General features: G+C 71.1%; 29 protein-coding genes. 7 read left to right on the forward strand and 22 right to left on the reverse strand.

The features are described 5' to 3' along the window. A complete protein-coding gene (locus KIK09_RS59850; RefSeq protein WP_214316794.1) occupies positions 1–891 on the reverse strand; it encodes an AEC family transporter in 891 nt (296 codons plus the stop codon). Between the two features lie 61 nt (positions 892–952). Between KIK09_RS59850 and KIK09_RS01600 the strand changes: the two genes are divergently transcribed. Continuing rightward, positions 953–1,465, forward strand: a complete 513-nt coding sequence (locus KIK09_RS01600; RefSeq protein ID WP_214316795.1) for a GNAT family N-acetyltransferase — start codon at positions 953–955, stop codon at positions 1,463–1,465. 4 nt (positions 1,466–1,469) lie between these two features. Here the strand turns inward: KIK09_RS01600 and KIK09_RS01605 are convergent, their stop codons facing one another. Beyond that, positions 1,470–2,003 carry a TetR/AcrR family transcriptional regulator gene (locus tag KIK09_RS01605; protein ID WP_214316796.1) on the reverse strand — a complete coding sequence of 178 codons (534 nt, stop codon included), beginning with the start codon at positions 2,001–2,003 and terminating at the stop codon, positions 1,470–1,472. A gap of 78 nt (positions 2,004–2,081) precedes the next feature. Here KIK09_RS01605 and KIK09_RS01610 point away from each other — a divergent pair, with 78 nt between their 5' ends. Then, the gene (locus tag KIK09_RS01610) at positions 2,082–2,495 is read left to right on the forward strand and encodes an organic hydroperoxide resistance protein (protein ID WP_214316797.1); all 414 of its coding nucleotides are present in this window, start codon (positions 2,082–2,084) and stop codon (positions 2,493–2,495) included. Between the two features lie 25 nt (positions 2,496–2,520). On the opposite strand, the gene selD is transcribed toward KIK09_RS01610, so the two are convergent. Next, positions 2,521–3,513, reverse strand: coding sequence for a selenide, water dikinase SelD (selD, locus tag KIK09_RS01615; RefSeq protein ID WP_214316798.1), 993 nt, complete (start codon positions 3,511–3,513; stop codon positions 2,521–2,523). A 61-nt stretch (positions 3,514–3,574) separates the two neighbouring features. On the opposite strand from selD, the gene KIK09_RS01620 reads away from it, so the two are divergent. Continuing rightward, positions 3,575–6,598, forward strand: a complete 3,024-nt coding sequence (locus KIK09_RS01620; protein ID WP_214316799.1) for a chondroitinase family polysaccharide lyase — start codon at positions 3,575–3,577, stop codon at positions 6,596–6,598. On the opposite strand, the gene KIK09_RS01625 is transcribed toward KIK09_RS01620, so the two are convergent. From KIK09_RS01625 to KIK09_RS01665, 9 genes are all read right to left on the reverse strand, one after another. Beyond that, entirely contained in the window at positions 6,585–8,045 is a 1,461-nt protein-coding gene (locus KIK09_RS01625; protein WP_214316800.1) for a carbohydrate binding domain-containing protein, read from the reverse strand. The genes KIK09_RS01620 and KIK09_RS01625 overlap by 14 nt on opposite strands. 99 nt (positions 8,046–8,144) lie before the next feature. Next, positions 8,145–8,906: an SDR family NAD(P)-dependent oxidoreductase gene (locus tag KIK09_RS01630; RefSeq protein ID WP_214316801.1), complete on the reverse strand. Its 762-nt coding sequence runs from the start codon at positions 8,904–8,906 to the stop codon at positions 8,145–8,147. Positions 8,907–9,003: 97 nt separating this feature from the next. After that, complete coding sequence (locus KIK09_RS01635; protein WP_214316802.1) at positions 9,004–9,336, reverse strand: hypothetical protein; 333 nt, start codon at positions 9,334–9,336, stop codon at positions 9,004–9,006. Then, entirely contained in the window at positions 9,333–9,860 is a 528-nt protein-coding gene (locus KIK09_RS01640; RefSeq protein WP_214316803.1) for a hypothetical protein, read from the reverse strand. The genes KIK09_RS01635 and KIK09_RS01640 overlap by 4 nt, the downstream gene beginning before the upstream one ends. Beyond that, on the reverse strand, positions 9,860–10,357 hold the full coding sequence (locus KIK09_RS01645) for a hypothetical protein (protein WP_214316804.1): 498 nt from the start codon (positions 10,355–10,357) through the stop codon (positions 9,860–9,862). Before KIK09_RS01645 ends, KIK09_RS01640 begins: the two co-directional genes overlap by 1 nt. Before the next feature lie 20 nt (positions 10,358–10,377). Continuing rightward, positions 10,378–10,920: a hypothetical protein gene (locus KIK09_RS01650; RefSeq protein ID WP_214316805.1), complete on the reverse strand. Its 543-nt coding sequence runs from the start codon at positions 10,918–10,920 to the stop codon at positions 10,378–10,380. 18 nt (positions 10,921–10,938) lie between these two features. Then, positions 10,939–11,115 (reverse strand): hypothetical protein, encoded by a 177-nt coding sequence (locus KIK09_RS01655; protein WP_214316806.1) that lies wholly within the window; start codon positions 11,113–11,115, stop codon positions 10,939–10,941. Continuing rightward, positions 11,112–11,621 (reverse strand): hypothetical protein, encoded by a 510-nt coding sequence (locus KIK09_RS01660; protein ID WP_214316807.1) that lies wholly within the window; start codon positions 11,619–11,621, stop codon positions 11,112–11,114. The genes KIK09_RS01655 and KIK09_RS01660 overlap by 4 nt, the downstream gene beginning before the upstream one ends. Positions 11,622–11,631: 10 nt before the next feature. Next, entirely contained in the window at positions 11,632–12,135 is a 504-nt protein-coding gene (locus KIK09_RS01665) for a MauE/DoxX family redox-associated membrane protein (RefSeq protein WP_214316808.1), read from the reverse strand. Positions 12,136–12,281: 146 nt separating this feature from the next. On the opposite strand from KIK09_RS01665, the gene KIK09_RS01670 reads away from it, so the two are divergent. Then, positions 12,282–12,686 (forward strand): hypothetical protein, encoded by a 405-nt coding sequence (locus KIK09_RS01670; protein ID WP_214316809.1) that lies wholly within the window; start codon positions 12,282–12,284, stop codon positions 12,684–12,686. 6 nt (positions 12,687–12,692) lie between these two features. On the opposite strand, the gene KIK09_RS01675 is transcribed toward KIK09_RS01670, so the two are convergent. Genes KIK09_RS01675 through KIK09_RS01710 form a run of 8 tightly spaced genes read right to left on the reverse strand, consistent with a single transcriptional unit; the run spans position 12,693 to position 21,230 of the window. Beyond that, positions 12,693–14,129 (reverse strand): aldehyde dehydrogenase family protein, encoded by a 1,437-nt coding sequence (locus KIK09_RS01675; RefSeq protein ID WP_214316810.1) that lies wholly within the window; start codon positions 14,127–14,129, stop codon positions 12,693–12,695. Continuing rightward, entirely contained in the window at positions 14,126–15,133 is a 1,008-nt protein-coding gene (locus KIK09_RS01680) for a P1 family peptidase (protein WP_214316811.1), read from the reverse strand. The genes KIK09_RS01675 and KIK09_RS01680 overlap by 4 nt, the downstream gene beginning before the upstream one ends. Further along, on the reverse strand, positions 15,130–16,305 hold the full coding sequence (locus KIK09_RS01685; RefSeq protein WP_308163883.1) for a M20 family metallopeptidase: 1,176 nt from the start codon (positions 16,303–16,305) through the stop codon (positions 15,130–15,132). The genes KIK09_RS01680 and KIK09_RS01685 overlap by 4 nt, the downstream gene beginning before the upstream one ends. Continuing rightward, a complete protein-coding gene (locus KIK09_RS01690) occupies positions 16,302–17,102 on the reverse strand; it encodes an ATP-binding cassette domain-containing protein (protein ID WP_214316812.1) in 801 nt (266 codons plus the stop codon). Before KIK09_RS01690 ends, KIK09_RS01685 begins: the two co-directional genes overlap by 4 nt. Then, positions 17,071–17,985, reverse strand: a complete 915-nt coding sequence (locus KIK09_RS01695) for an ABC transporter ATP-binding protein (protein ID WP_214316813.1) — start codon at positions 17,983–17,985, stop codon at positions 17,071–17,073. The genes KIK09_RS01690 and KIK09_RS01695 overlap by 32 nt, the downstream gene beginning before the upstream one ends. Next, complete coding sequence (locus KIK09_RS01700) at positions 17,972–18,805, reverse strand: ABC transporter permease (RefSeq protein WP_214316814.1); 834 nt, start codon at positions 18,803–18,805, stop codon at positions 17,972–17,974. The genes KIK09_RS01695 and KIK09_RS01700 overlap by 14 nt, the downstream gene beginning before the upstream one ends. Next, positions 18,802–19,740 (reverse strand): ABC transporter permease, encoded by a 939-nt coding sequence (locus KIK09_RS01705; protein WP_214316815.1) that lies wholly within the window; start codon positions 19,738–19,740, stop codon positions 18,802–18,804. Before KIK09_RS01705 ends, KIK09_RS01700 begins: the two co-directional genes overlap by 4 nt. Then, entirely contained in the window at positions 19,737–21,230 is a 1,494-nt protein-coding gene (locus KIK09_RS01710; RefSeq protein ID WP_214316816.1) for an ABC transporter substrate-binding protein, read from the reverse strand. Before KIK09_RS01710 ends, KIK09_RS01705 begins: the two co-directional genes overlap by 4 nt. Positions 21,231–21,321: 91 nt before the next feature. On the opposite strand from KIK09_RS01710, the gene KIK09_RS01715 reads away from it, so the two are divergent. Beyond that, a complete protein-coding gene (locus KIK09_RS01715) occupies positions 21,322–22,074 on the forward strand; it encodes a FadR/GntR family transcriptional regulator (protein ID WP_214316817.1) in 753 nt (250 codons plus the stop codon). Here KIK09_RS01715 and KIK09_RS01720 read toward each other — a convergent pair. Then, positions 22,026–22,250 (reverse strand): DUF5708 family protein, encoded by a 225-nt coding sequence (locus tag KIK09_RS01720; protein ID WP_214316818.1) that lies wholly within the window; start codon positions 22,248–22,250, stop codon positions 22,026–22,028. The genes KIK09_RS01715 and KIK09_RS01720 overlap by 49 nt on opposite strands. Before the next feature lie 96 nt (positions 22,251–22,346). Here KIK09_RS01720 and KIK09_RS59855 point away from each other — a divergent pair, with 96 nt between their 5' ends. Both KIK09_RS59855 and KIK09_RS01730 read left to right on the forward strand, forming a co-directional pair. Further along, on the forward strand, positions 22,347–23,297 hold the full coding sequence (locus KIK09_RS59855) for an adenylate/guanylate cyclase domain-containing protein (RefSeq protein WP_214316819.1): 951 nt from the start codon (positions 22,347–22,349) through the stop codon (positions 23,295–23,297). Positions 23,298–23,306: 9 nt separating this feature from the next. Next, positions 23,307–24,293 (forward strand): LLM class flavin-dependent oxidoreductase, encoded by a 987-nt coding sequence (locus KIK09_RS01730; RefSeq protein ID WP_250572485.1) that lies wholly within the window; start codon positions 23,307–23,309, stop codon positions 24,291–24,293. Between the two features lie 85 nt (positions 24,294–24,378). Here KIK09_RS01730 and KIK09_RS01735 read toward each other — a convergent pair whose 3' ends face one another. Then, entirely contained in the window at positions 24,379–24,630 is a 252-nt protein-coding gene (locus KIK09_RS01735; RefSeq protein ID WP_214316820.1) for a hypothetical protein, read from the reverse strand. Positions 24,631–24,654: the final 24 nt, after the last annotated feature.

A 24,654-nucleotide genomic window follows, 5' to 3' on the forward strand; every position in this document is an offset into this window, starting at 1 on the left:
TCAGGTGGCGAGGAGCCAGTCGGCGATGGCGAGGGTGGCCATGGACAGGGCGGTGCCGACGAGAACGACCCAGCGGGTCACCGCCTCGGCCTGGCCGTACTCGCGGGCGAAGATGTAGACGTTCTGCGCCGTGGGCAGGGCCGCGCAGACGACCAGCGGGCGCAGGTCCGCCGCGGGCAGCCCGACGAGGACCCCGAGCCCGTAGGCCACCAGCGGCTGCCCCGCCAGCTTGAGCGCCGACAACGTGAAGATCTCGCTACGGCCGGCGATGGCGGGACCGCGGACGTTGAGCGACAGGCCGAGCGCCACCAGGGCCGTCGGGACGGCGGCGGCGCCCAGCAGGGCGAGCGGATCGGCCACCACCGGCGGCGGTCTCCAGCCCGCGATCGAGCAGGCCGCCCCGGCGGCGAGCCCGAGGATGACCGGGTTGCGCAGCGGCAGCGTGACCAGTCGCCGCAGCCGCAGCCCCGAGTCCAGGGACGCCAGCACCACCGGCGTGACCACGAGGACCTGGAAGAGCAGCACGCCGGTCAGGAACGAGGCGTTGCCCAGCACGTGCAGCGCGACGGGGATGCCGAGGTTGGCGGAGTTGACGTAGCCGCCGGTCATCCCGCCCAGCAGGGACTCGCCGGGTTTGCGGTCGAAGAGGCGGCGGCTGATCACGTATCCGGCGACCATCGTGATCACCGTGCTGGCGGCGAACACGGCGATGCCGGGCCCGCTGACCGCTAACCGGGTCCTGCTCAGCGTAGTGAAGAGCGCGGCGGGCATCGCGATGTGGAACACGAACCCGCCGAGCACGCGGTCGGCGTCCTCCCCGATCAACCGGTAGCGGCCGGCCACGTAGCCGATCAGGGTGAGCGCCCAGATGGGGATGAACGCCGTGAACACCCCACTAGCTATATCTCACGCCCTTGCGCGCCCTTGCCCGGGCTGCTTGTAGCGTGGCCGCGTGGCGACTCTCCTGCGTACGGCGCGGCTGTCACTTCGGGACTTCACCGCGGCGGACGCCGACGAGCTGGTGACGTTGCACAACGATCCCGGGGTGATGCGCTACCTCAACGGCGGCCGTCCCACGCCACGCGAGGTCGTGGTGAACGAGACGCTCCCGCATTTCATCCAGGAAGGCCACTACGCCGCGGAGGTGTCGGGGCGCTTCGTCGGCTGGTTCCACCTGCTGCCGGACTTCGAGCTGGGCTATCGCCTCCGCACGGACGCCTGGGGCAACGGGTACGCGACGGAGGGCACGCGCGCCCTCATCGACCGCGCCTTCCGCGACCTGGGAGCGGAGCGCGTCTGGGGCCAGACGATGACGGTCAACCTGGCCTCCCGCCGCGTCATGGAGAAATGCGGCCTCCGCTACGTCCGCACCTTCTTCGAGGACTGGCCCGACCAGATCGAGGGCTCGGACCAGGGAGACGTCGAATACGAACTCCTCCGCCCCGACTGGCGCCCCACCCCGTAACCCCTCAGGGGGTGTCGATCGTGGTCAGAGCCGTGTCGATGCCGCTGCGGATGGCCGCCATGTCCCCCAGGCCGGCGCTGACCGCGACCCCGTCGCGCATGACCAGCAGGAAGTCCGCCTTGGCGACCGCGTCGGCCCGCCCGCCCAGCAGCGTCCGCATGTAGCCGCGGAACCAGTCGCGGTAGTCGTCCACGATCCCCCGCACGGGATGCGCCGGGTCCGCGAACTCCGCCGCCGCGTTGAGGAACGGGCACCCGCGGAATCCGGGCCCCCGGCTCAGCTCCTCCAGCCGTTCGAAGATCAACTTGATCCGCTCCACGCCGTCGCCGGGAGCGGCCTCCAGGGCCTTGCGCTGCATCTCGTACTGCTGCGACAGGTAGGCCCCGACCAGGTCGTCCTTGGCCTTGAAGTGGTGGTAGAAGGTGGCCTTCGCCACACCGGCCTCGGCGATGATCCGGTCGATGCCCACGGTGTGGATGCCCTCGGCGTAGAAGAGCCGAGAGGCGGTCTCCAGCAGCCGACGTCGCGCATCACTCACGAGCTTGACTTTACCAGACAGACCTGTCTACCGTGGCCTCAATGAAACAGACAGGTCTGTCTAGGAAGGCTTGAGAACATGACCGCCATCTACACCGCCATCGCCACCTCCACCGGCCGCGACGGTCACTCCGTCACCAACGACGGCAAGCTCGACCTCACGCTGGCCATGCCCAAGGAGCTCGGCGGCGACGGCAACGGCACCAACCCCGAGCAGTTGTTCGCGGTCGGATACTCGGCATGCTTCGCCAGTGCCATGAAGCTCGTCGCCGCCCGCCAGCAGGTCGACGCCTCCGAGGCCTCGGTCACGGCGGAGGTCGGCCTCAACCCGCTCGACGGCGGCCGTTTCGGCCTCTCGGTCGTCCTCCGCGTCGAGTTGCCCGACCACCTCCAGGGCGAGGCGGGCCGCAAGCTCGTCGAGGCCACCCACCAGGTCTGCCCCTACTCCAACGCCACCCGCGGCAACATCCCCGTCGACCTGGTCATCGAGTAACCCGGCCTCCTCGTGGAGTCGTCGGTCAGCCCCTGATGAGCAGGGGCAGCGGGCCCTGGGGGATGAGTTCGCCGATCACCGGTGCGCCAGGGATCTCGCCGGCTATCAGGAGGCCGCCTGAGGTCTGGGCGTCTGCCAGCAGGAGGAGGTCCTCCTCGGGGACGCCGATGGTCTGGGTGTGGTCGGCCACCCAGGCCAGGTTGCGGCGTGATCCGCCGGGCACGTAGCCGTCCTTGACGGCCTCGCGGGCGCCCTCCAGCAGGGGCACGGCAGCCGCGTCGATCACCGCGGTGACGCCGGAGGCGCGCGCCAGTTTGTACAGGTGGCCGAGCAGGCCGAAGCCGGTCACGTCGGTCGCGCACTCGGCTCCCGCCTCGAGGGCGGCCCGGCTCGCGGCCTCGTTCAGCGTGACCATCGTCCTGATCGCCTCGGGGAACACCTCGCCGGTCGCCTTGTGCCGGTTGTTGAGCACGCCGAGGCCGAGCGGCTTGGTCAGCGACAGCGGCAGTCCCGGGCGTCCCGCGCTGTTGCGCAGCAGCCGCGCCGGGTCCGCCAGGCCGGTGACGGCCATGCCGTACTTGGGCTCGACGTCGGTGACGCTGTGGCCGCCCGCCAGGTGACAGCGCGCCTCGCGCGCCACGTCCGCGCCGCCGCGCAGCACCTCACGCGCCAGCTCGTACGGCAAGGCCTCGACGGGCCAGCACAGCAGGTTGAGCGCCACCAGCGGCGTGCCGCCCATCGCGTAGACGTCGGAAAGGGCGTTGGCGGCCGCGATCCTGCCCCAGTCGTAGGGGTCGTCGACGACCGGGGTGAAGAAGTCGGCGGTGCTGATCACCGCGCGGTCGCCGTCGATGCGGACGACCGCGGCGTCGTCACCCGTCTCCAGTCCCACGAGCAGTTCGCCCGCCGCGTCGGCGGGCGGCTCCAGGCCCAGCCCCGCCAGCACCTGCTCCAGCTCGCCCGCGGGGATCTTGCAAGCACACCCGCCACCCTGCGCGTACTGCGTCAAGCGCTTCATGATCACACCTTATGTGATGAAGGATATTTACAGTTTTGCGTCGTTCGCGTTGGATATCGCCATGGTGGAGATCACGCGAAGGTCGTTGCTCGCGAGCGGTGCGGCAAGCGCTTTCCTGGCAGGTGTCCCGTGGGCGGCCGATGAAGCCGCGGCCGATGACCTGGAGCAGCGGGCCATGGCCATGGAGCCGCCGGTGTTCCTGCTGGAGAGCGCCGTGCCTCTGCACTTCTCCGGCGAAGGGCTGTCGATCGGCGACCAGGTGGCCGTGTGCGGGACCCGGTCGCTGCGGTGGGAGCACGCGAGCCGCGCCGTCATCACCGTCGAGGCGCCGCTGAAGTGGGCCGCCGACCCCTACCGGTACGGCGACGACCAGGCCTGGCAGGGGCTCGTCGACGCGTTCTGCGTGTGGGTGCACAACCAGGAGCCGGTCGACGACGTGCTGCGGTTCGAGTTCGGGCGGGGTGAGCGGACGGACCTGTGGTTCGAGTTCCGGCTCGGCTTCACCGGCTGGCGGACGGCGTGGGTGCGCTACGCCTACGACATGCACGGCCGGCCCCGCGAGGACATGGACACCGTGCGGATCATCGCGCCCGCCAGAGCGGGGACGCTCCACCTCGACCAGCTCATGCTCAACGTGCCGCTGCGGCCCGACGCGCCCTGCCGCGACCACCAGTTGCCCGGCATCGCCCCCGAAGGCGACGAGTACGACAACCAGCACTGGCAGGCCCTCCACCGCTTCGACCAGCTCCTCAGCACGAAGCACCCGGACAGGACGCCGCCCACCGCGCAGGAGCTGGCGGACCTCCGAAAGCTCCACACGCGCTACCAGGACGACTACCTGGCCGCCCCCGTCAAGGTGGACGTGCCCGCCCTCACCAGGCAGACCGAGGCGCTGCTCGGCCACCCGGTCCACTCCTACCAGGCGCAGATCTACCCCGTCGAGATCGCCGCCGAGCTCAAGGCCTTCGTCAACCCCGTCACCCTGCGCGCCTGCACCGACCTGATGAAGGCGATCGCGCAGGCCCACCACGCCGGCCCGCAGGACCGCCCCGCCCTCGCCGCCCTCTACCTGAAGATCGTCGGCCACCTGCGCGAGCAGGGCTGGACCAAGGGCAGCTGCCAGGGCACCATCCACCACCTCGGCTACGACGCACGCGGCTACTACGACTCCGTCTACCTCATGGCCGGCGCGCTGCGCGAGGCGGGCCTGTTCGAGCAGGTCCGCGCCGACCTGGAGTGGCTGACCGGCCTCGGCAGGATCTTCCGCGGCTGGGGCTTCCGCATGGCGCACGGCAGCACGATGGACATCTTCAACACCACCTTCCGCGGCATGCTGGCCGCGGTGCTGCTGCGCGACGGCGAGGCCGAGCAGGTCGCCTACCTGCGCGCCCTGCGCGACTGGCTCGACCGGGCGCTGCTGCCCACCGACGGCATCCAGGACGGCGTCAAGGTCGACGGCACCGCCTTCCACCATGTCGGCTTCTTCCCCGACTACGTCCGCGACGGCTTCACGGGCCTGGCCCCGCTGGTCTACGTGATGAGCGGCGGCGTCTTCGCAGTCTCCGCGGAGTCGTACGGCTGGCTGAAGCGCGCGCTGCTGGCCCAGCGGGTCTACGCGGGCAGGCAGCAGTGGCCGATCTCCATCAGCGGGCGCAACCCGAGCGGCCTGACGGCACTGTCGATCGTGCCGTTCCAGTGGCTGGCCAGGATCGACGACGAGGTCGGCGCCGCCTTCCTCCGGTTGCTGCCCGCCGTACCGACCGCCGAGCAGAAGGCGATCGCGGACCAGCTGGCCGCGCGCGGCGTCAAGGCGGAGCCGGCGCCGAACGGGACGTGGGTGCTGAACTACGCGGCGCTGGCCGTGCACCGGCGCGGCGAGTGGCAGGTCAGCGTGCGCGGCCACAACCGCTACCTGTGGAGCACCGAGATCTACGTGGGCGCGAACTGGTACGGCAGGTACAACACCTACGGCCAGATCCAGGTCGTCCACCGCGGCACCAACCTCGACAGCGGCTACGCCCAGCCTGGCTGGGACTGGAACAGGCGCCCGGGCACGACCACGATCCACAAACCGCTCGAACGGCTCAAGGGCGACCTGACCGGGGCGATCGAGGAGATGCTCCTCACCGACGCCCGTTTCTGCGGCGCGCACAGCATCGACGAGCGCAACGGCATGTTCGCCATGGACCTGCATGAGCATCCCAAGTACGACGGGTCGCACCGGGCCCGCAAGTCGGTGTTCCTGTTCGACGACCGGATCGTCGCGATCGGCACCGGCATCACCAACGCGAACGCCGTCGACGAGACCGAGACCACGCTGTTCCAGACGCGCCTGACGGGCCCCACCGTGGTGGACGGGCAGGCGATCACCGCCATGCCCTACCAGGAACGGCTGCGGCCGCGCTGGCTGCTGGACGACAAGGGCATCGGCTACTACGTGGCGCCCGGCCAGGACGTGGCGCTGGCGCGCTCGACGCAGAACTCGCGCAACAACGCCACCGAGGAGCCCACCACCGGTGACTTCGCCACGGCGTGGCTGCCGCACGGCAGGGCGCCCGCGGACGCGCGCTACGAGTACGCCATGGTGGTCGACACGACCGCCGAGCGGATGGCCGCCTTCGCCGAGGAGATGGCGGATCCGGGCCGCGCGCCGTACCGGGTGCTGCGGGCCGACGAGCGGGTGCACGTGGTCAGCGACCGCGCGACCGGGATCACCGGGTACGCGGTGTTCGAGCGGGTGGCGCTGGACGGGCTCGTGCGCGAGGTCGACACGCCGTGCCTGGTGCTCCACCGTTCGGAGGGCGAGGCTCTGGTGCTGGCGGTGTGCGATCCCGACCTGCGCCTCTATGGCGGGATCGACCACGATCAGTACCAGGGAGGGCGCTACGTCGGGCACTACAGCCCGTGGTCACGGCCGTGGCTGGCCGGCCCGAGCCATCCGCACCGGCTGCGCGTCACCCTCGACGGGCGCTGGCGTGCCGACGGGTCGCAGCCGTGCGCGGTGCGGGTGAGCGGCCGGCGGACGGTCGTCGAGTTCGAGACCGTCCACGGCCGCCCCGTCCAGGTGCGGCTCACAGGCTCATGAAGTTGTCGCCGAACGTCCAGCCGCGCGAGCCGTCCCAGTTGACGGACCAGGTCATCAGGCCCTTGAGCGCGCCGCCGAAGCTGTTCCAGCTCTGCTTGACCAGCCCGGTGGACATGTAGCCGCCGCCGGCTCCCGGCTGGGCGGGCAGGCCGGGAACCTGCTTGTCGTAGGGGACCCTGATCGTGGTGCCCTGGATCGTCAGGCCGTCGTTCAGGCAGGTGGTCTGCCTGACGAAGCCCTCGACCGTGCCCGCCTGGTAGGAGTCGCCGGCGCAGCCGTACATGCTGCCGTTGTAGTACTGCATGTTCAGCCACCACAGGCGGCCGTTGTCGGCGTACTTCTTGATGATCGGCAGGTAGGCGCCCCAGATCGAGCCGTAGGTGACGCTGCCGCCGGTGACGTAGGCCGTCTCGGGCGCCATCGTCAGGCCGAACCCGGCGGGCATCTGGGCGAGCACGCCGTCGATGACGCGGATCAGGTTCGCCTGCGACGCCGACAGCGTGCCGATGCTGCCGCTGCCCGTCAGGCCGGTCTCGATGTCGATGTCGATGCCGTCGAAGTTGTACTGCTTGAGTATCGGCACGATCGTGGCGACGAAGCGGTCTGCGACGGCGCTGGAGTTGAGGTCGATGCCGGCGGCGGCGCCGCCGATGGACATCAGGATCGTCGCGCCCGCCGCCTTGGCCTGGCACATCTCCGCCGGGGTGGCCACCTTGACGGTGGCGTCCATCCCGTCCTCCCACAGCGCGGTCCCGTCGGAGCGGATCACGGGGAACGCGGCGTTGATCACGTTGTAGCCGTGGGCGGCGATGCGCGAGTCGGTGATCGGGATCCAGCCGAGCGGCGGGTGCACGCCGTTGGCCGCGCCGTCCCAGTTCTCCCAGTAGCCCTGCAGGACCTTCCCCGCCGGGCGCGGCTTCAAAGGACAGGTGGTCGACGTCGGGGTGGGGGTGGGCGTCACGGTGGGAGTGCTCGTCGGGGGCTGGCCGGGTCCGTCCAGGCCGACGTCGTCGGCGTAGTAGGTGCCCTGGCCGTACCAGCCGTGCAGGTAGATCACGGCGGTGGACTGGTTGGCCGCGGTGGTGAAGGTGAGGCTCAGCTGCGTGTACTGCTGGGAGGAGGTCCACGTCGACGGGCCGCCGTTGACGCCCAGGTAGACGTAGCCGCCCCTGACCCAGGCCGTCAGCGTGTACGGCGTGCCGGGCCGGACGGCCACCTGCTGGGTGCACTGGGCGGTGTCGGAACCCGAGGCGGCCCCGGCCAGCGCCCTGGCGCCGGAGTGCACGGGCGTGGTCACCACGGAACCGGCGGAGCAGGACCACGGCGCCAGGGTTCCGGATTCGAAGCCGGGGTTCTCCAGCAGGTTGGCGGCTTGCGCTTCCGTCTGGGTCAGGACGACCCAGACGGAGGCCAGCAGTAACGCCACGGCGAGCAGGGTTTTCTTCATGACCGGACCACCCTTTCCGCGCCCATTGTCGGAACAGGTCAGGCCTGGTGTCCACGAAGATTCCATACCGACGCGGGTGCCCCCGGCCGGTATGGGCCGTCAGTTCGGCGGGTCGAAGCGGCCGTCCACCGCGGTCCAGCCGCCGTCGACGTACAGGACCGAGCCAGTGACGAAGCTGGCCGCGTCGGAGGCGAGGTAGACCACGGCTCCGGCCATCTCCTCCGCCTGGGCCCACCTGCCGAGCGCGCTCTTGGCCGCGTAGGCCTCGTACCAGGCGGGGTTGTCCTTGATCTGCTTGGTCAGCGGGGTCTCCACGACGCCCGGCGCGACGGCGTTCACCCGCACCCCGCTCGGCCCGAACTCGGCGGCAGCCGTACGCAGCAACTGGACGAGCCCGGCCTTGGTGGCCGAGTAGACCCCCTGACCCGGCTCGGTCACGGACGCCCTGATCGAGGCGAACCCGATGATCGAGCCGCGCCCGCGCGCCACCATCCCGGCGCCGAAGGCCCTGACGACATCGAAGGACGCCTTCAGGTTCAGGTCGACGACGCGCTGGAACTCCTCGGCGGAGTAGTCGAGCAGCCGCTTGCGCACGTTCGTGGCGGCGGTGAACACCAGCACGTCCGGGCTGGTGTCATCGGCCGCCCGCGCCACGGCCGCGGCGTCCAGGACGTCGAGCTCCCTGGCCGTCCCCCCGCACGCCGCGGCGGTCGCCTCGGCCGCGGGCACGTCCCGGTCGGCGCACACGACCTCGGCCCCGTGCGCGGCCAGCGCCAGCGCCGCCTCCCGCCCGATCCCGCTCCCGGCCCCGATCACCACGGCCCGCCGTCCGTCCAGCCGGAACAGTCCCTCGTAAGTCATACCTGCACTCTAACGACTGGTCAGACCAGTACACCAGGTGCACTCGCGCGTTTCGTTCCCCGGGGCGACGGCGGTCGACGCCCCGGGGACCGCGTCCCTAGCTGCAGGTGCGGTAGTTGACGCGGCAGATGCAGAGCGAGCCGCCCTTGGTGTAGTCACAGCAGTCGAAGCGGTACAGCGAGCTGCCCAGGTAGGCGCAGCTGGTCCAGCAGTGCTTGCCGCCACAGCTGTAGGCGCTGCTGCAGCCGCTGGCGCAGCACGTGGTGGCGCTGCAGCAACTGCAGGTGGGGGCGCCGTAGCAGCCGTCGGGCGCGGCCTCGGCCCGGCCGGGGAACCAGGCCTTGGTCGCCACGCCGACGAGCGTGGCCCCGGCGACGGCCAGGAACTTGCTCCTGGTCAGCCGGGTCCTCTGCATCTCCTTCACGATCATGCCTGTGCCTCCTCGGCGAATTCGGGTCTCTGTGCCCACAGCACTTCCAGAGCCTCGGCGCTGTCGGCGCTGCTGCCCTGGCCGACGGCGACGATGAACCCGTCCCGCTGCAGGATGGCCGTCGGCCACATGGCCATCGGCAGGTCCGCGTCCACGGCCTTGGCCCGCTCTCCCTGGATCACAGCGATCTCGGGGGGAAGCAGGGCGACCAGTTCGGCGGTCTGCTGGCCCTCGACGCAGGCCACCACCTGGCGGCCCTGCAGCCTGTCCAGCTCGGCGGCGAGGCCGTGGCAGGTTCCGCAGGTGGCGGACATGAAGACCACCAGCGCGTCGCGGGTCGCGTCGGGGATCAGCCCGACGAGGGAGTCCGGCAGCTTCCTGCCGATGATCAGCTGGCTGGCAGGGTCGATGCCCTTGCCCGTCAGGCGCAGGCGCAGTTCGGCGATGCCACGCAGGCACGCCAGGAACGCCACGGTGAGCGCGACGCACGCCGCGATCACCACCACGGCGAGGACGCGCTCCATCAGGCCTTCCCGATCCGCCGCATGAAGTGGACCGTGAGCGTGCCGTCGTTGCGGTTGTCCAGGCATTCCAGTACGACGGTGTCGCCCGTCCTGACCGGGTCGGACGCGGAGCGCGCGCTCGGCTCCGGTGCCTGGCCCTCGTAGTAGAGCGTGCGGGGGTCCAGCCCGCAGCGGGTGCCGTTGACGGTGATGTGGTCGGCGGCGACCTCCTCGACGCTTCCTGTGACGTTGCGGTGCAGCGCGACCGCCGTGCGCGTGCCGGGGGTGGACTCGTCGAGAACGACGAGGTCCCCGGGACGCAGCGCCCAGCCGTACGGGAGTTCCTCGGCCTTGGCCGCGACGGGCGCGAGGCCCGCCGAGCGGCCGTAACCGCGGACGGTGACGTCCTGCCCCGAGACCGAGGCCAGCACCGCGACCGGCGCGTCCGGTGGAGGCAGCGGAGACCTGTTGGCGAACGCGCCGCCGAACAGGCCGCGCCGGGTCGTGCCCTCTTCCATGTGCCCTTCCTTCCTGTGGGTTACAACAGCCAGACCAGTGCGGGGTAGAGCGCGCCGAGGGCGAGGGCCGCCAGCACGTCGGTGGCCGCGCGGGCGCGGTCGATGCCGCCCTGGAGCGCGACGTCGGCCGCGGCCAGCAGCGCCGAGACACCGACCCTGCTCAGGGCGAAGGCGGCGTAGCCGAGCGCGCCGAGCAGCGGGTCGGCCCCGGCGAAGGCGGCCAGCGGGACCAGGTAGAACAGCCAGAACCCGATGCGGGTGGTGAACCCCAGGCCGAGCGCGAGCCCGTTGTAGGCGGCGGTACGCCAGTCCTGGTAGGCCAGCCACCGCGTGTCGGTCTCGCGGTCGAGCTGCCACGGTACGGCGCGCAGGATCACTCCCGCGGTCATCGCCGCGGCGGCGGCCAGGGCGAGCAGCGCACGCGTCCCGGGTTCGAGTACCGCGCCGAGCAGACCGAGCGCCGCCCCGGTGAGCGCCGCCCCGCCCAGAGCGGACAGCAGGAGGATCGCACCGGCCACGACCGGCGAACGGAAGCACCCGGACACGCGGGCGCGCGTGATCATGACGATCACGTTCGGGCCTCAAGGGAGGGTCTGCTGCGCGAGCCCCACGATCAGCGCCGCCGTGACCAGCAGCGCCCACGGGTCCACCCTGACCGACCACCCGGCGAGCACCCCGGCTCCGACCAGCGGGATCAGGACCGCCCGCCTTATGAGAGCGCTCCCAAAACGGCCGCGCGCAAGGCCGCCCGCCCTCACGCGCGGACCCCCTGGGCCATCCGGCGCAGGTCCTCCAGATCGCCGGGGTGGCGCAGGATGCCCTTGGCCACGACCAGCCCGCCGGACACGGCCACGCCGAACGGCCCCGAGTGCACCCGGTACCGTCCCCTGACGTCGGCGGCCGAGGCGCCGGTGAGCACGCGGGCCTGCGCGGGCAGCATCCCCGCCACGCCGGCGCCCGAGTCCGGCACCGTCCCGTCGCTGACCACGCAGGCGTACTCGGCCGCCTCGCCCGAGCGGCCCACCTCCTGGGCCATCTCGTGGCACGGCGCGCAGTCGCCGAAGAAGAACAGGACCACGTCGTCGGGCCGCAGCCCGGCGAAGCGCGGCGCGGGCGAGCCGATGGCGATGCCGTCGGCGGGCGCGCTGCCCGTCGCGGCGACGCGGTCGGCGAGGATGGCCAGTTCGCGGCGGACCACGAGCAGCCCGATGGACAGCAGAATCAGCCAGGCAAGGGATACGAGAAGTAATCCGCTATTACCCATTTCACCTGCTCTAGTCAAGTCGCGCGGTAAATGGCTTCAGGTGAACCATCGTGGAAATCAGCAAATAGCCGCAGGTCACTGTCGTGCCGAGAAGAAGCCCGGTAATGAGCTGGTCCAATCCCGGCGCCGCGGGAGCCAGCCCGACGAACACCGACACGCCGATCAGGACCACATTGCGCACCACGCTCACCCAGGAGGTCATCTCCCCGGTGCCGAAGCACGCGCATTCGACGCTTTGGCCCGCCAGCAGCGACCGTACGATCACTGCTGTGAAGGCGACCAGGAGCAGCAGCGCGGCGAGCGCCGCACGTGGGACGAGGAGTACGGCGAGGCCGACCAGCACCTCGGCGGCACCGAGGAGCCGTCCGAGCCCGGGCCTCACCCGGCTGACGACGCCGAAGCGGACGAGCGCGATGGCGAGCCCGAACGGTCGTCTGATCTTGGGAACACCACTGGCCACGAAGAGCGCTGCGAGAAGGCCGCAGCCTGCACCGACTAGATCGGCTAAGCCCATGGACGTGATCATAAATGGCCGCCATATTTGGATCAATGGCGAAATCTAGGGTTTCTATGATGGCAGTGGCACTTGTCATGACATTTAGCCAAACTGCCTGTTCAGCGGACAAGTCAGCGGCCACAGACGTTGGAACTCCCGGTCCTGTGGCGACCACGAGCCCGGTCGTGCTGCCGGCCACGCCCAAGGACGGGGTGCCGTGCCTCTCCGGGGACAGCGTGGGCGAGAAGGGCGCCTCGAACGGCGGCGTGCGCGCGGGCCCGCTCGGTTCGGCGCTGCGGCGGCAGAAGGGCGGGGTGGCCAAGTTCTGGGTCGCCCAGGACCCCTACCGGGCCGCGGCGGACGCGCTCATCCGGGTGGAGCACGTGGAGTCCACCACGGTGGCCTACTACGTGCGCGACAAAGCCGCCATCGTCACGCCGCTCAACGATGACGGCTCCTCCGCGCGGGACCCGATCTACCCGGGGTCGATCCTGCTGCCGCCCGACGGGCACGTCCGGATCACGGTCACGATCGGCAAGGCGTCGGCCTGCTTCGAGGTGACGATGTAGCGGGCTTCACGGGCGGATGATCGCCATCCGGGTGACCGTGAGCTCCTCGATGGCGAAGCGGGGGCCTTCGCGGCCGATGCCCGAGTCCTTGACGCCGCCGTAGGGCATGTTGTCGGCGCGGAAGCCGGGCACCTCGTTGACCACGACGCCGCCGGCCTCGATCGTGTCGATCGCGGTGAAGGCGGTGGCCAGGGAACGGGTGAAGACGGAGGCGTGCAGGCCGTACCGGGAACGGTTGACGGTCTCCAGCGCCTGGTCCAGGTCGGCGACGGTGCGGACGCAGACGACGGGGCCGAAGATCTCCTCATCCCACGCGGCCGCCCCGTCGGGCACGTCGGCCAGCACGGTCGGCGCGACGGTCCGCTCGGCCCGGGTGCCACCGGTGACGAGCGTGGCTCCTGCGGCCACGGCGGCCTCGATCCACTCCAGGACGCGGGCGGTGGAGCGCTCGTCGATGAGCGGCGCGACCCGGGTGCCGGGCAGGCGGGGGTCGCCGACGGCGACGTCCTTCATGCGGACGGCGAGCAGCCCGAGGAAGGCGTCCCTGACCGGCTCCTCGACCAGCACCCGCTGCACGGAGATGCACGCCTGACCGGAGGCGTAGTACCCGCCCCTGACGACGGCGTCGGCGGCGGCCTCCAGGTCGGCGTCCGCGGCGACCACGAGCGCGGCGTTCGAGCCCAGCTCGAGCAGCACCTTGGTGGGCGCGGCGTTGCGGGCGATGGCGTGCCCGGCGGCAGCCGAGCCGGTGAAGGAGACCGCGCCGATGCGGCGGTCCTCGACCAGGCGCCGCCCGACCTCGACATCGCCGGTGACGAGCTGGACGGCGGCGGGCGGCAGCGCGCCGCTCTCGCGCAGCAGGTGCACCAGCCAGAGCGTGGCCAGCGGGGTCGACGGCGCGGGCTTGACGATCACCGGGCAGCCCGCGGCGACGGCCGGCGCGATCTTGTGGGCGGCCAGCAGCAGCGGGTAGTTGTAGCCGGTGATGCCGACCACGACCCCGATCGGCCGCCGCGTCCAGAACCCGACCAGCCCCTCCCCCGCGGGCAGCAGGTCGAGCGGCACGGTCTCGCCGTGCAGCCTGGCCACCTCCTCGGCGGCGGTCGCCAGCGTGACGATGGTCCTGGCCACCTCGACCTTGCAGTCGACCAGCGGTTTGCCGGTCTCGAGCACGAGCAGGCGCTCGAACTCCTCGCGCCTGACCTTCAGCTCGTCGTGCGCGGCGAGCAGCGCCTCGCGGCGGGCGTGCGACGGCAGCCTGGCCATCACCCCGGCCACGGCGAGCGCCTCGTCGAGGGCCCTTCCCGCCAGGTCGGCGGTGCCCAGCGGCGCCGCGGCGACCACGGACCCGTCGTAGGGGAAGACCACGTCGGTGGATCCGGCGGTCTCGACCCAGCCGTCACCGACGGGCAGCCCGGACGGCCACCCTTGCTGAAAAGTCATGCGATCTCCCCCTGAGCGCTTGGAAACACTTCGAGATAGGCGGGCGCGTCCTCGCGCCCGGTCGCGGCCAGCACGGCGTGCGCCACGGCGCGGGCGAACACGTCGGCCGCCACGGCCAGCACGTCCTGGAAGGCCTCCCGCTCAGGCGCGGCCAGCGCGCAGGTGGCCAGGCCGAAGATCGTGTCACCGTCCACCATCGTGTGGGCGGGCCTGATGGCCCTGGCCAGGCCGTCGTGCGCGACCCCGGCCAGCTTGCCGCACTGCGCCTTCGACAGCGACACGTCGGTGGCCACCACCCCGATCGTAGTGTTGAACGACCCGGCCTGCGGCGGCGCCCAGGCCGCGTAGTCCTCGGCCGACGGCTCGCTGAGGTGGTCGAACTCCCCCGGCAGCCCGTACCGGGTCCCGGCCAGCCGCCCGCTGCGCGGGTCGAGCACCGACCCGTGCGGGTTGACGACCACGAGCGCCGCCACCGTCACCCCGCCGGGCAGTACGGCGCTGGCCGTGCCGATGCCGCCCGCCAGCCCACCGGCCAGGGCACCCGCCCCCGCACCGATCGACCCGCTGTCGGCGGAAGAGGCTTCCAACGCGGCGTCGTAGGCCGCCGCGCCCAGCGCCGCGTCGGGCACGGCGCGGAAGGAGCCGCCGCGGCCAAGGTCGAAGATGACGGCCGCGGGCACGATCGGGACCACGCCGCCCGCCACGGGGAAGCCGATCCCGGCGTCGGCCAGCCGCCCCATCACGCCGGTCGCGGCGTCGAGCCCGTAGGCGCTGCCCCCGGTGAGCACGACGGCGTGGACCCGCTCGACCAGGTTGCGCGGGTCGAGCAGCTCGGTCTCGCGGGTGCCGGGAGCGGCTCCGCGCACGTCCACCCCCGCCACCATGCCTTCAGGCGGCGGGACGACCACGGTCGTGCCGGTGCGGTAGCCGCCGCCGACCCGGTGGGCGTGCCCCACCCGCAGCCCGGCGACGTCGATCAGCGAGTTGGTGGGCCCGGGCTTCATGCGGACCTCGTCAGGAAGCGGCGGGCGGCCTCGGCGAACACCCGGGTGCACCGGACGATCTCCTCGACCTCCACGAACTCGTCGGCCTGGTGCGCGATCCACTTCCCGCCGGGACCGTAGACCACGGACGGGATGCCGCCCCAGTGCGTCAGCACGGTCCCGTCGGTGGACCCGGGCACCCCTCCGTAGACGGCGGGAGCGCCGGTGACGGCCTCGTGCGCCCCGGCCAGCGCCACGATCAGCGGATCGGACACGGGCACGTCCACCGGCGGCCGGTCCACCAGCACCGTCACCTCCGCGGAGATCCCTTCGTAGCCGGCCAGGTCCAGGACCCGCGCCGCGACCTCGTCGTGCGACACGCCGGTGATCGTCCTGACGTCGATGAAGACGGAGGCCACCGCCGGGATGACGTTGACCTGCTCCTCGGTCCCCGCGCGGGCCACGGTCGGCGTCACGTACACCTCGCCCAGGTGCTCGTGGGCGGGGAAGCGCTTCTGCAGCTCCTCCTGGTAGGTCCGCAGCGCCACCAGCAGCGACCCGACCGCCTGGATCGGGTTGCGCCCGTGCTGCGGCATCGCGCCGTGCGCCATCTTGCCGGTGAAGTCCACCCGCAGCCGCAGCGCCCCCTTGGCGACTGCGCAGATCTCGCCCGCCTCGGGCTCGGCCACGATCGCGCCGTCCACGTCGGCGGCCAGTCCTGACTCGACGAAGTGGTGGGCGCCGATCATCAAGCCCTCCTCGTCGGCCAGCGCGCACACCTTGATCCTGCCGGGGAACGGTCCAGCCAGTTGCAGGGCCCGGGTGGCGTACAGGGTGGCGGCCAGCCCGGACTTCATGTCGGCGCTGCCGCGCCCCCACAGCTTCCCGTCGCGGATCTCCCCGCCGAACGGGTCGACGGTCCACTCCGACAGGTCACCCTCGGTCACCACGTCGGTGTGGCCCTCGAACATCAGCGTCGGCCCCGGCAACCCGCCCTCGACGACGGCCACCACGTTCGGCCGGCCGGGCGCCGCCTCGTAGAAGACCGGCTCCCAGCCCCATGACCGCATCTTCTCGGCGACCAGTTCCGCGGCCGGCTGCTCGTCGCGCCCGCGCGCGGGGTCGTTGGTGCTGGGAATGCGCACCAGGGCCTGGGTGAACTCGACGACTCCCTCGGCATCGACCTCGATCACAGCAATCCTTCCAAAGTCGGTACGGCCTGCAGCAAGGTCCGCGTGTACGGGTGTCGGGGCGAGGCCCACACCTCGTCCACGGGTCCGGTCTCGACGATCTCGCCCTGGTTCATCACCGCCACGGTCTCGCACACGTGCCGGACCACGGACAGGTCGTGGGAGACGAAGACCAGCGTCAGCCCGAGCTCGTCGACCAGGTCGGCGAGCAGGTTCAGTATCTGTCCGCGCACCGACACGTCCAGGGCGCTGACCGGCTCGTCGGCGACCAGCACCTGCGGCTTGGGCGCGAGCGCGCGGGCGATGGCGATGCGCTGGCGCTGCCCGCCGGAGAACTGGTGCGGGTAGCGCTCGGCGGCCGAGGCGGGCAGGCCGACAGCCTCGAGCAGCTCGGCGACCCGCCCGCCGGCGGGCCGGCCGAGCGAGACGAGCGGCTCGGCGACCAGGTCGCGCACCTTCATCCGCGGGTCGAGCGAGCTCATCGGGTCCTGGAAGACGATCTGCAGGTTCTCCCGCAGGAAGCGCAGCCGCCGCTCGGGCAGCCCGGCGATCTCCTGCCCGTCGAACCTGATCGAGCCGCCGGTCGGCCGGTCGAGCCCGCACAGCAGGCGCAGCAGCGTGGACTTGCCCGACCCCGACTCGCCGACGATGCCGAACCGCTCGCCCTTGGCGATGCTCAGCGAGACGCCCTTGAGCGCCCGCACCTCCTCGCCCGGCTTGGTGAGCGAGGTCCGCGGCCTCCTGTACGTCCTGACGAGATCGGTGGCCTCAATCACTGGGGTGCCAGCAGGCGTAGGCATGGCCGCCTCCCGTCAGCTCCGGTTCGGTCTCGCACTCCGGGGCGGAGTGCGGGCAGCGGTTGCGGAAGACGCACCCGTCGGGGAAGTGGCCCGCGGCGGGGACGCTGCCCTTGATCGTGGGCAGGCGGGTGCCGCGCGGCGTCATCCTCGAGGCGGCGAGCAGGCCCTCGGTGTAGCGGTGCCGGGGCTTGGCGAACACCTCGCGGATGGGGCCTGACTCGACGATGCGCCCGCCGTACATGACCAGGACGCGTTCGCAGACGGAGGCGACGACGGCCAGGTCGTGCGTGATGAACAGCAGCGCGGGTGCGACCTCGGCGATCAGGTCGAGCATCTGCTTCTGCACGGTGACGTCGAGCGCGGTGGTGGGCTCGTCGCAGATGAGCAGGTCGGGCTCGTTGGCCAGGGCGATGGCGAGCATGACGCGCTGGCGCTGGCCGCCGGACAGCTGGTGCGGGTAGGAGCGCGCGATCTGCGGCGGGTTGGGGAGCTTGACCCGTTCGAGCAGCTCGACGGCCCGGGCTCCGGCGGCCTCGCGGGCCACGCCGTGCAGGCTCATGACCTCGGCGACCTGGGCGCCGACGCGCATGAGCGGGTTGAGCGCGGTCATCGGCTCCTGGAAGACCATCGAGATCTTCTGCCCGCGCAGCGACTTGACCTGCTTCTCCGGGACGCCGACGAGCGGGGTGCCGGAGATCTCGGCCTTGCCGGACGCCGTGACGCCTTCGGGGAGGAGTCCCATCAGTGACAGCGCCGTCAGCGATTTGCCGGATCCGGACTCGCCGATCAGGCCGACGCGCTCGCCGGGCCCGATGTTCAGGGAGATGTCCGACACCAGGCGGATGCCGTCGGAGCTGACGGTCAGTCCCTCAACGCTCAGCACGGATCCTCCTGAGCTTGGGGTCGAGGTAGTCGCGCAGGCCGTCGCCGAGCAGGTTGAACCCGAGTACGGCCAGCGCGATCGCCAGGCCGGGCCACAGCGCCAGCCGCGGCGTGGAGAACAGCAGCTCCTGCGACTCCTGCAGCATCCGCCCCCAGGACGGGGTCGGCGGCCGGGTGCCGAAGCCGAGGAACGACAGCGCCGCCTCGGCCAGGATCGCGATCGCGAACGACACCGAGGCCTGCACGATCAGCACCGAGCTGATGTTGGGCAGCACGTGCCGTACGGCTATCGCGAGCCGCGAGCGCCCGGCGGCGCGCGCGGCCAGGATGTAGTCGGTGACCATGACCTGCATGGTCGCGGCCCGCCCGATGCGCGCGAACGCCGGCACCGTGGCCACGCCGATCGCGATCATCGCCGTCAGCGTGCCGGCGCCGTAGACGGCGCCCAGCATCACGGCCAGCAGCAGTGCGGGGAAGGCGAACACCAGGTCGTTGATCCGCATGATGAGTTCGGACAGCCAGCCCTGCGGCCGCATCCCGGCGATCATGCCCAGCGGGGTGCCGATCAGCGCGGCGATGCCCACGGCCACGATGCCCACGTACAGGGTGGTGCGGGCGCCCACCATGAGCTGGCTGAGCGTGTCGCGGCCGAACTTGTCGGCCCCGAGCAGGTAGCCGCCGCCCGGCTCGCGCAGCTTCCGCGCGGCGTCGACCAGCGTCGGGTCGTGCGGCGTCCACACGAACGACACCAGCGCGGCGATCACCACGATCCCGACCAGCACTCCCCCGGCGATCAGCCCGGCGTTGACGCGGCCTCTCATCGCAGCCTCGGATCCAGCGCGCGGTAGGCCACGTCGACCACGAAGTTGATCAGCAGCACCGCGACGACGAGCACCATCACCACCCCTTGCACGAGCAGCAGGTCACGGGAGGACACGCCGTTGAGCAGCAGGTCGCCGAGCCCGGGGATGACGAACACCCGCTCGACCACGACCGCGCCGATCAGCAGCGTGGCCAGTTGCAGCCCGAGCACGGTCACCACGGGCACGGAGGCGTTGCGCAGCCCGTGCCGCCACAGCGCGCCCATCCTGCCCCGGCCCTTGGCGCGGGCCGTGCGCACGTAGTCCTCGCGCATCACGTCGAGTACGGCGGAGCGGACGTACCGGGTGAGCACCGCGCCCTGCACCAGCCCGAGCGACAGCCATGGCAGCAGCAGGCTCAGCAGCCACTGCGCCGGATCCTCGGAGAGGGCGACGTAGCCGCCGGACGGCAGTGCCTGGGCCTTCACCGCGAACACGAACACCAGCAGGATGCCGGCCAGGAAGGCGGGGATCGCGATGCCGACCTGGCTGCCCGCGCTGATCGCCGCGCCGAGCGGGTTGCGGTGGTGCACGGCCGCGAACGTGCCCGCCGGGACCGCGATGAGCAGCGCGATCGCCATGCCGCCGAGCACGAGCACGACGGTGACGCCCAGGCGCTCGCTGATCTGCGGCCCGATGGGCGACTGGGTGACGTAGGAGGTGCCGAAGTCGCCGTGCAGCAGCCCGCCGAACCAGTCGAGGAACTGGATCACGGCCGGCCTGTCGGTTCCGAACTGCTTGCGCAGCGCCGCGACCGCCTCGGGCGTCGCGTTGACGCCCAGCGCGACCTCGGCGGGGTCTCCCGGCAGCAGCGCCATGAAGGCGAAGACCACCACACCGGCGACGGCCGTGCTCGCCACGAGCACGGCCAGCCGCTTGAGGAAATACAGGATCACTGCTTGGCGAGCCCGGTGAAGTCGAAGGACTCGGCGATGGCGTTCTTCGGCAGCCCGGTCACGTCCTTCTTGGCGACGATCAGGTTGGGGAACAGGAACAGCCAGTCGGCCGCCGCGTCGTCGGACAGCAGCTTGGCCGCCTGCTTCAGGTCGTCGACCTGCTGCTGCTCGCTGCCCTCGTCGGCCTGGGCGAGGAGCTTGCCGAACTGGGGGTTGTCGTAGTGGAAGTAGTACGACTTGTCGGCGAAGATGCCCATGTCACGGGGTTCGACGTGGTTGATGATGGACATGTCGTAGTCGCCCTGCTTGAACACGACGTCCAGCCAGCGGGCCGGGAACTCCAGCGGCTCGATGTCGGCGTTGATGCCCACCTGCGCGAGCTGCGACTTGACCACCTGGGCGCTGGCCACCGCGTAGGGCAGGTTGGGGATGCGCATCTTGACGTTGTAGGTCTTGCCGCCCAGCAGTTGCTTGGCCTTGGCCTGGTCGTAGGGGTAGTCGCCGGTCCTGTCCTCGTACCAGGGGTCGGTCGGCGGGACCATGGTCCCGATCGGCTGGCCGCGCCCGGCCCACGCCGTGTCGATGAGCGCCTTGTGGTCGATGGCGTAGCGGACGGCCTGCCGTACCTTCTTGTCGCTGAAGGGCGGGCGGGCGTTGTTCAGCGACAGTACGACCTCGCCGTTGGTGGTGCCCTCGACCGTCTGGAAGCGGTTGGGGTCGCTGAACTGCTGCAGCGACTCGGGGGCCTGGACGCTGGAGATGACGTCGATGCCGCCGGTCAGCAGCGCGTTGTTCATCGCCGTGGCGTCCTTGAAGTACTTCAGCGTGATCGGTGACAGCGCCGGCTTGGTGCCCCAGTAGGAGGGGTTGGCCGTCAGCTGGATCGAGTCGCCGCGCTTCCAGCTCCCCAGCGTGTAGGGGCCGGTGCCGATCGGCTTGTTGGCCAGGTCGGAGACGCCGGTGCGGCTGAACATCGCGCCGAGCCTGGTGGCCATGGAGTACAGGAAGCCGTTGCTCGGGTGCTTGAGCGTGACGATCGCGGTCTGGTCGTCGTCCTTGTCGACCTTGTCGATGACATCGAGCTGGGCCTTGATCTTCAGCTTCCAGTCGGTCTTGACCCGGTTGAGGGAGAAGATCACGTCGTCGGCGGTGAACGGCTTGCCGTCGCTGAACGTGACGCCCTTGCGCAGGCTGAAGGTGTAGGTCTTGCGGTCGGGCGAGACCTCCCACTTCTCGGCGAGCAGCGGCTGGATCTTGCCGTCCTGGTCCAGCTTCACCAGACCCTCGTAGACGTTGACCAGCAGCGCCTGCGGGATCGCGGCGCCCTCGGTCGAGGTGAAGTCGAGGTTGGCAGGCTCGGCCACGAATCCGACCGACAGCTGCTGCGCCTTCGAGGTGGCCTGGCCGGTGGAGCCAGTGGAGCCGCCGCCACAGGCGGCCACCCCCATCAGGAGACCGCCTACGGCGATCCACGTTCCGATGCGCCTCATAACTTGCTGCCTCCTGGCTAGTGCACTGGTCCGACCAGTAGGCTAAGCACATTGCCAGTCCGCGACGGCTCAGGTCAAGGGGGCTTTTACCATGGCTGCTCCGCGTTTCGAGCCGGTCCGGACCGTGCGTGCGTACGAGCGCATCGTCGAGCAGGTCGAGGATGCGATCGAGTCCGGCACGCTGTCTCCCGGCCAGCGGCTGCCGAGCGAGCGCGACCTGATGGCGCAGTTCTCGGTGAGCCGCTCCACCGTGCGTGAGGCGCTGCGGGTGCTGCAGGCCAGGGGGCTGGTGCGCTCGCGTCCCGGCGATCCGCACGGTGCTGAGGTGCTGCCCTTCTCCCCCGCCGCGCTGCACAAGTCGATGACCACGCTGGCCAGGGTGGACGAGCTGTCGCTCGGCGAGCTGGTGCAGTTCCGCATGGTGCTCGACTCCTCGGCCAACCTGCTGGCGGCCAGGCTGCGGACCGAGGCCGAGCTGGCGGAGATGGACGCGGCGATCGCCCGCATGCGCGAGGCCGTCGACGTCGGCTACGACGAGTTCAGCGCCGCCGACGTGGCCTTCCACGACGCCGTGGCGCGGGCGAGCGGGAACAAGCTCATCCAGATCTGCACGGACGTGGTCCGTTCGATCGTGCTCGGCCTGGTCGCCGAGAAGATCGCGCAGGCGCCCGACCGGGTGGCGCTGATGCGGGACAGCATCCGCCACCACGAGGAGGTGCTGGCCGCCGTCCGCGCGGGCGACGGCCCGCTGGCCGCCCGGCTGTCACGGCAGACGATGTACGACTACTACGTGGGCTACGTCCCGTCGGAGGAGCGGGACGCGGTGGCGGCCTTGCTTGAGTGACGCCAGGTTCTGTAGACGCCGTACAGAGCTTCGGCGCCGCCGACGACCATGAGGACGACGCCGACCTTCGACGGCGTGAAGATGAAGATCTGCGTGTCGAGGCCGAACAGCCACAGGGCCGTGCCCACGGCGAAGGTGGCCAGGCCGGTCAGGATCGTCTTGGTCGCGGAGGTCATGCGATCACTGTTGCGCACCCGCAGGTCAGGGAGCTTCCTGCGCGTTGACGAAACCGGTGTACATCTTTCGGGTGATCCGGGTGTTATGTTGCGGCCGTGGAGCCGGATGGGCTGGCGGAGGCGTTCCTGCGGGAGCACCGCCGGTACACGAGCCACCAGGTCGCCGAGATGGCCGGGGTGCCGGTCTACCGTGCGCGCAGGTTCTGGCGGGCGCTGGGGTTCGCCAACGTGGCCGACGACGCCGTGGAGTTCACCGACTCCGACGTCGATGCGCTGAGGACGCTGCTCGGCATGGTCAGCGACGGCGTCTACGACGAGGAGCACGTGCTGCTGATGGCCCGCTCGCTGGGCAGGGCCACGGCGCGGCTGGCCGAGTCGCAGGCGCAGCTCGGCGCCGAGGCGCTTGACCTGGCGGGCGTGCCGCTCGCCGAGCGGCCTCGGGTGTGGGCGCGACGCGCCCGGCGGGTGGTGCCCGACCTGGAGCGGCTGCTGGTCTACGCCTGGCGCAGGCAGCTGGCCGTCTCGGCGGGACGCATGGTGGACCAGGAGAAGTCCGCCGTCCAGCTCGCGGTCGGGTTCGCCGATCTGGTCGGGTTCACCCGGCTGAGCAGGCAGATCAGCGAGACGGAGCTGGCCGGGCTGGTCGACAGCTTCGAAGGGCGCTCGGCCGACGTGGTCACCGGGTGCGGCGGGCGGGTGGTCAAGACGCTGGGCGACTCGGTGCTGTTCGTGTCGGGCAAGGCGCACGACGCCGCGGAGATCGGGCTGCGGCTGATCGAGCTGCACGCCAAGGTGCGGGGCATGCCGGAGCTGCGGGTGGGCCTGGCGATGGGGCCGGTGATCGGCCGGATGGGCGACGTGTTCGGCACCACGGTGAACCTGGCCAGTCGGCTGACCGCGCTCGCACTGCCGGGCTCCGTGCTGGCGGATCCCGCGCTGGCCGACGAGCTGGCGGACGACCGCGCCTTCGCGCTGCGGGCGGTGGACCGGCTGACCGTGCGGGGGCTGGGCGAGCTGGCGCCGTTCCGGCTGACCAGGAATCCCTAGCCCTGCCTGTTGTTGCACTGGTACGTGACTCGGCTGTCGATTCTCGATCGTTCGCTCGTCCGCCAGGGGCAGGACCCGGCTTCCGCGCTGCGCGACACCGTGCGCTTCGCCCAGCAGGCCGAGGAACTCGGCTACCACCGGTTCTGGGTCTCCGAGCACCACAGCGTGCCCGGGGTGGCCGGTTCCGCGCCCACGGTCCTGGCCGCGGCCGTCGCCGGAGCCACCGGTGAGATCCGCGTCGGCACCGGCGGGGTGATGCTGCCCAACCACCGGCCGCTGGTGGTGGCCGAGCAGTTCGGTGTGCTCGAATCCCTGCATCCCGGGCGGATCGACATGGGCCTGGGGCGTTCCGTCGGGTTCACCGGCGGCATCCGCGACGCGCTCGGCCACGGCAAGGACGACGCCGACGACTTCGGCGGGCAGCTCGAGGAGCTGCTCGGGTACTTCACCGGCACCCAGCGGGCCCATCCCGGCGTGCACGCGCTGCCCGCCGAGGGGCTCTCGCCTCAGGTGTTCGTGCTGGCCATGGGCGCGGGCGCGGACATTGCGGCGGCACACGGGCTGCCCATGGTGATCGGCCACGGCTCCCGCACCCTCGAGGCGATCACCCGCTACCGATCCTCCTTCCGCCCTTCGGGCTGGGCGGCCCGGCCGTACGTCATCGTGGCGGTCAACGTCGCGGTCGGCGAGACGTCCTCCCAGGCCGCCCTGCTCCAGGTCCCCGAAGCCTGGGCCACCGCACACTCACGCACGCGCGGCTCCTTCCCGCCCCTGCGCCCCGCCGCCGAGATCCTGGCCCTGGACATGACAGACAGGGAACGCGCCCTCTTCGAGGAATCACGCAAAGGCCAGATCCACGGCACGACCGCCCAGGTGTCACTGGCCCTGGACACCCTCCTCGACACCACAGCCGCCGACGAACTCCTCATCACGATGAACACCTACTCCCCCGAAGACCGCCTCGCCTCCTACCGGCGCCTGATCACCCTGTTGTGACCCGGGGAAATCGCGTCGATTCAGACCGGCGTGGGCGGCTCCACAGGAGATGGGCGCGTGGGGCGCCCATCTCGGGGGGAAGGGCCTACATGGGGCCGATGGTGAGGTAGACCTGCGCGATGATCGCGATGGCGGCGGCACCGAAGGCGGCGACGGCGATCATGACGAGCAGGAGGCGGAGCAAGGTCGTCACGACCTTTCTCACCTGGTGCAGGGCGAGGACGAGCGCCCAGAACGCGACTGCGGCGAAGAGGCCGAGGACGCCGCGCGCCGCGCTGACGCCCTCGGGACTGGCCAGCGCCATTGCCAGCCCGGAGTGAAGTACTAATGTGGTCATGGAGGTTCCCGGTGTTCGACGCGC

Source organism: Nonomuraea sediminis (genome assembly GCF_018531495.1).
Taxonomy (GTDB): domain Bacteria; phylum Actinomycetota; class Actinomycetes; order Streptosporangiales; family Streptosporangiaceae; genus Nonomuraea; species Nonomuraea sediminis.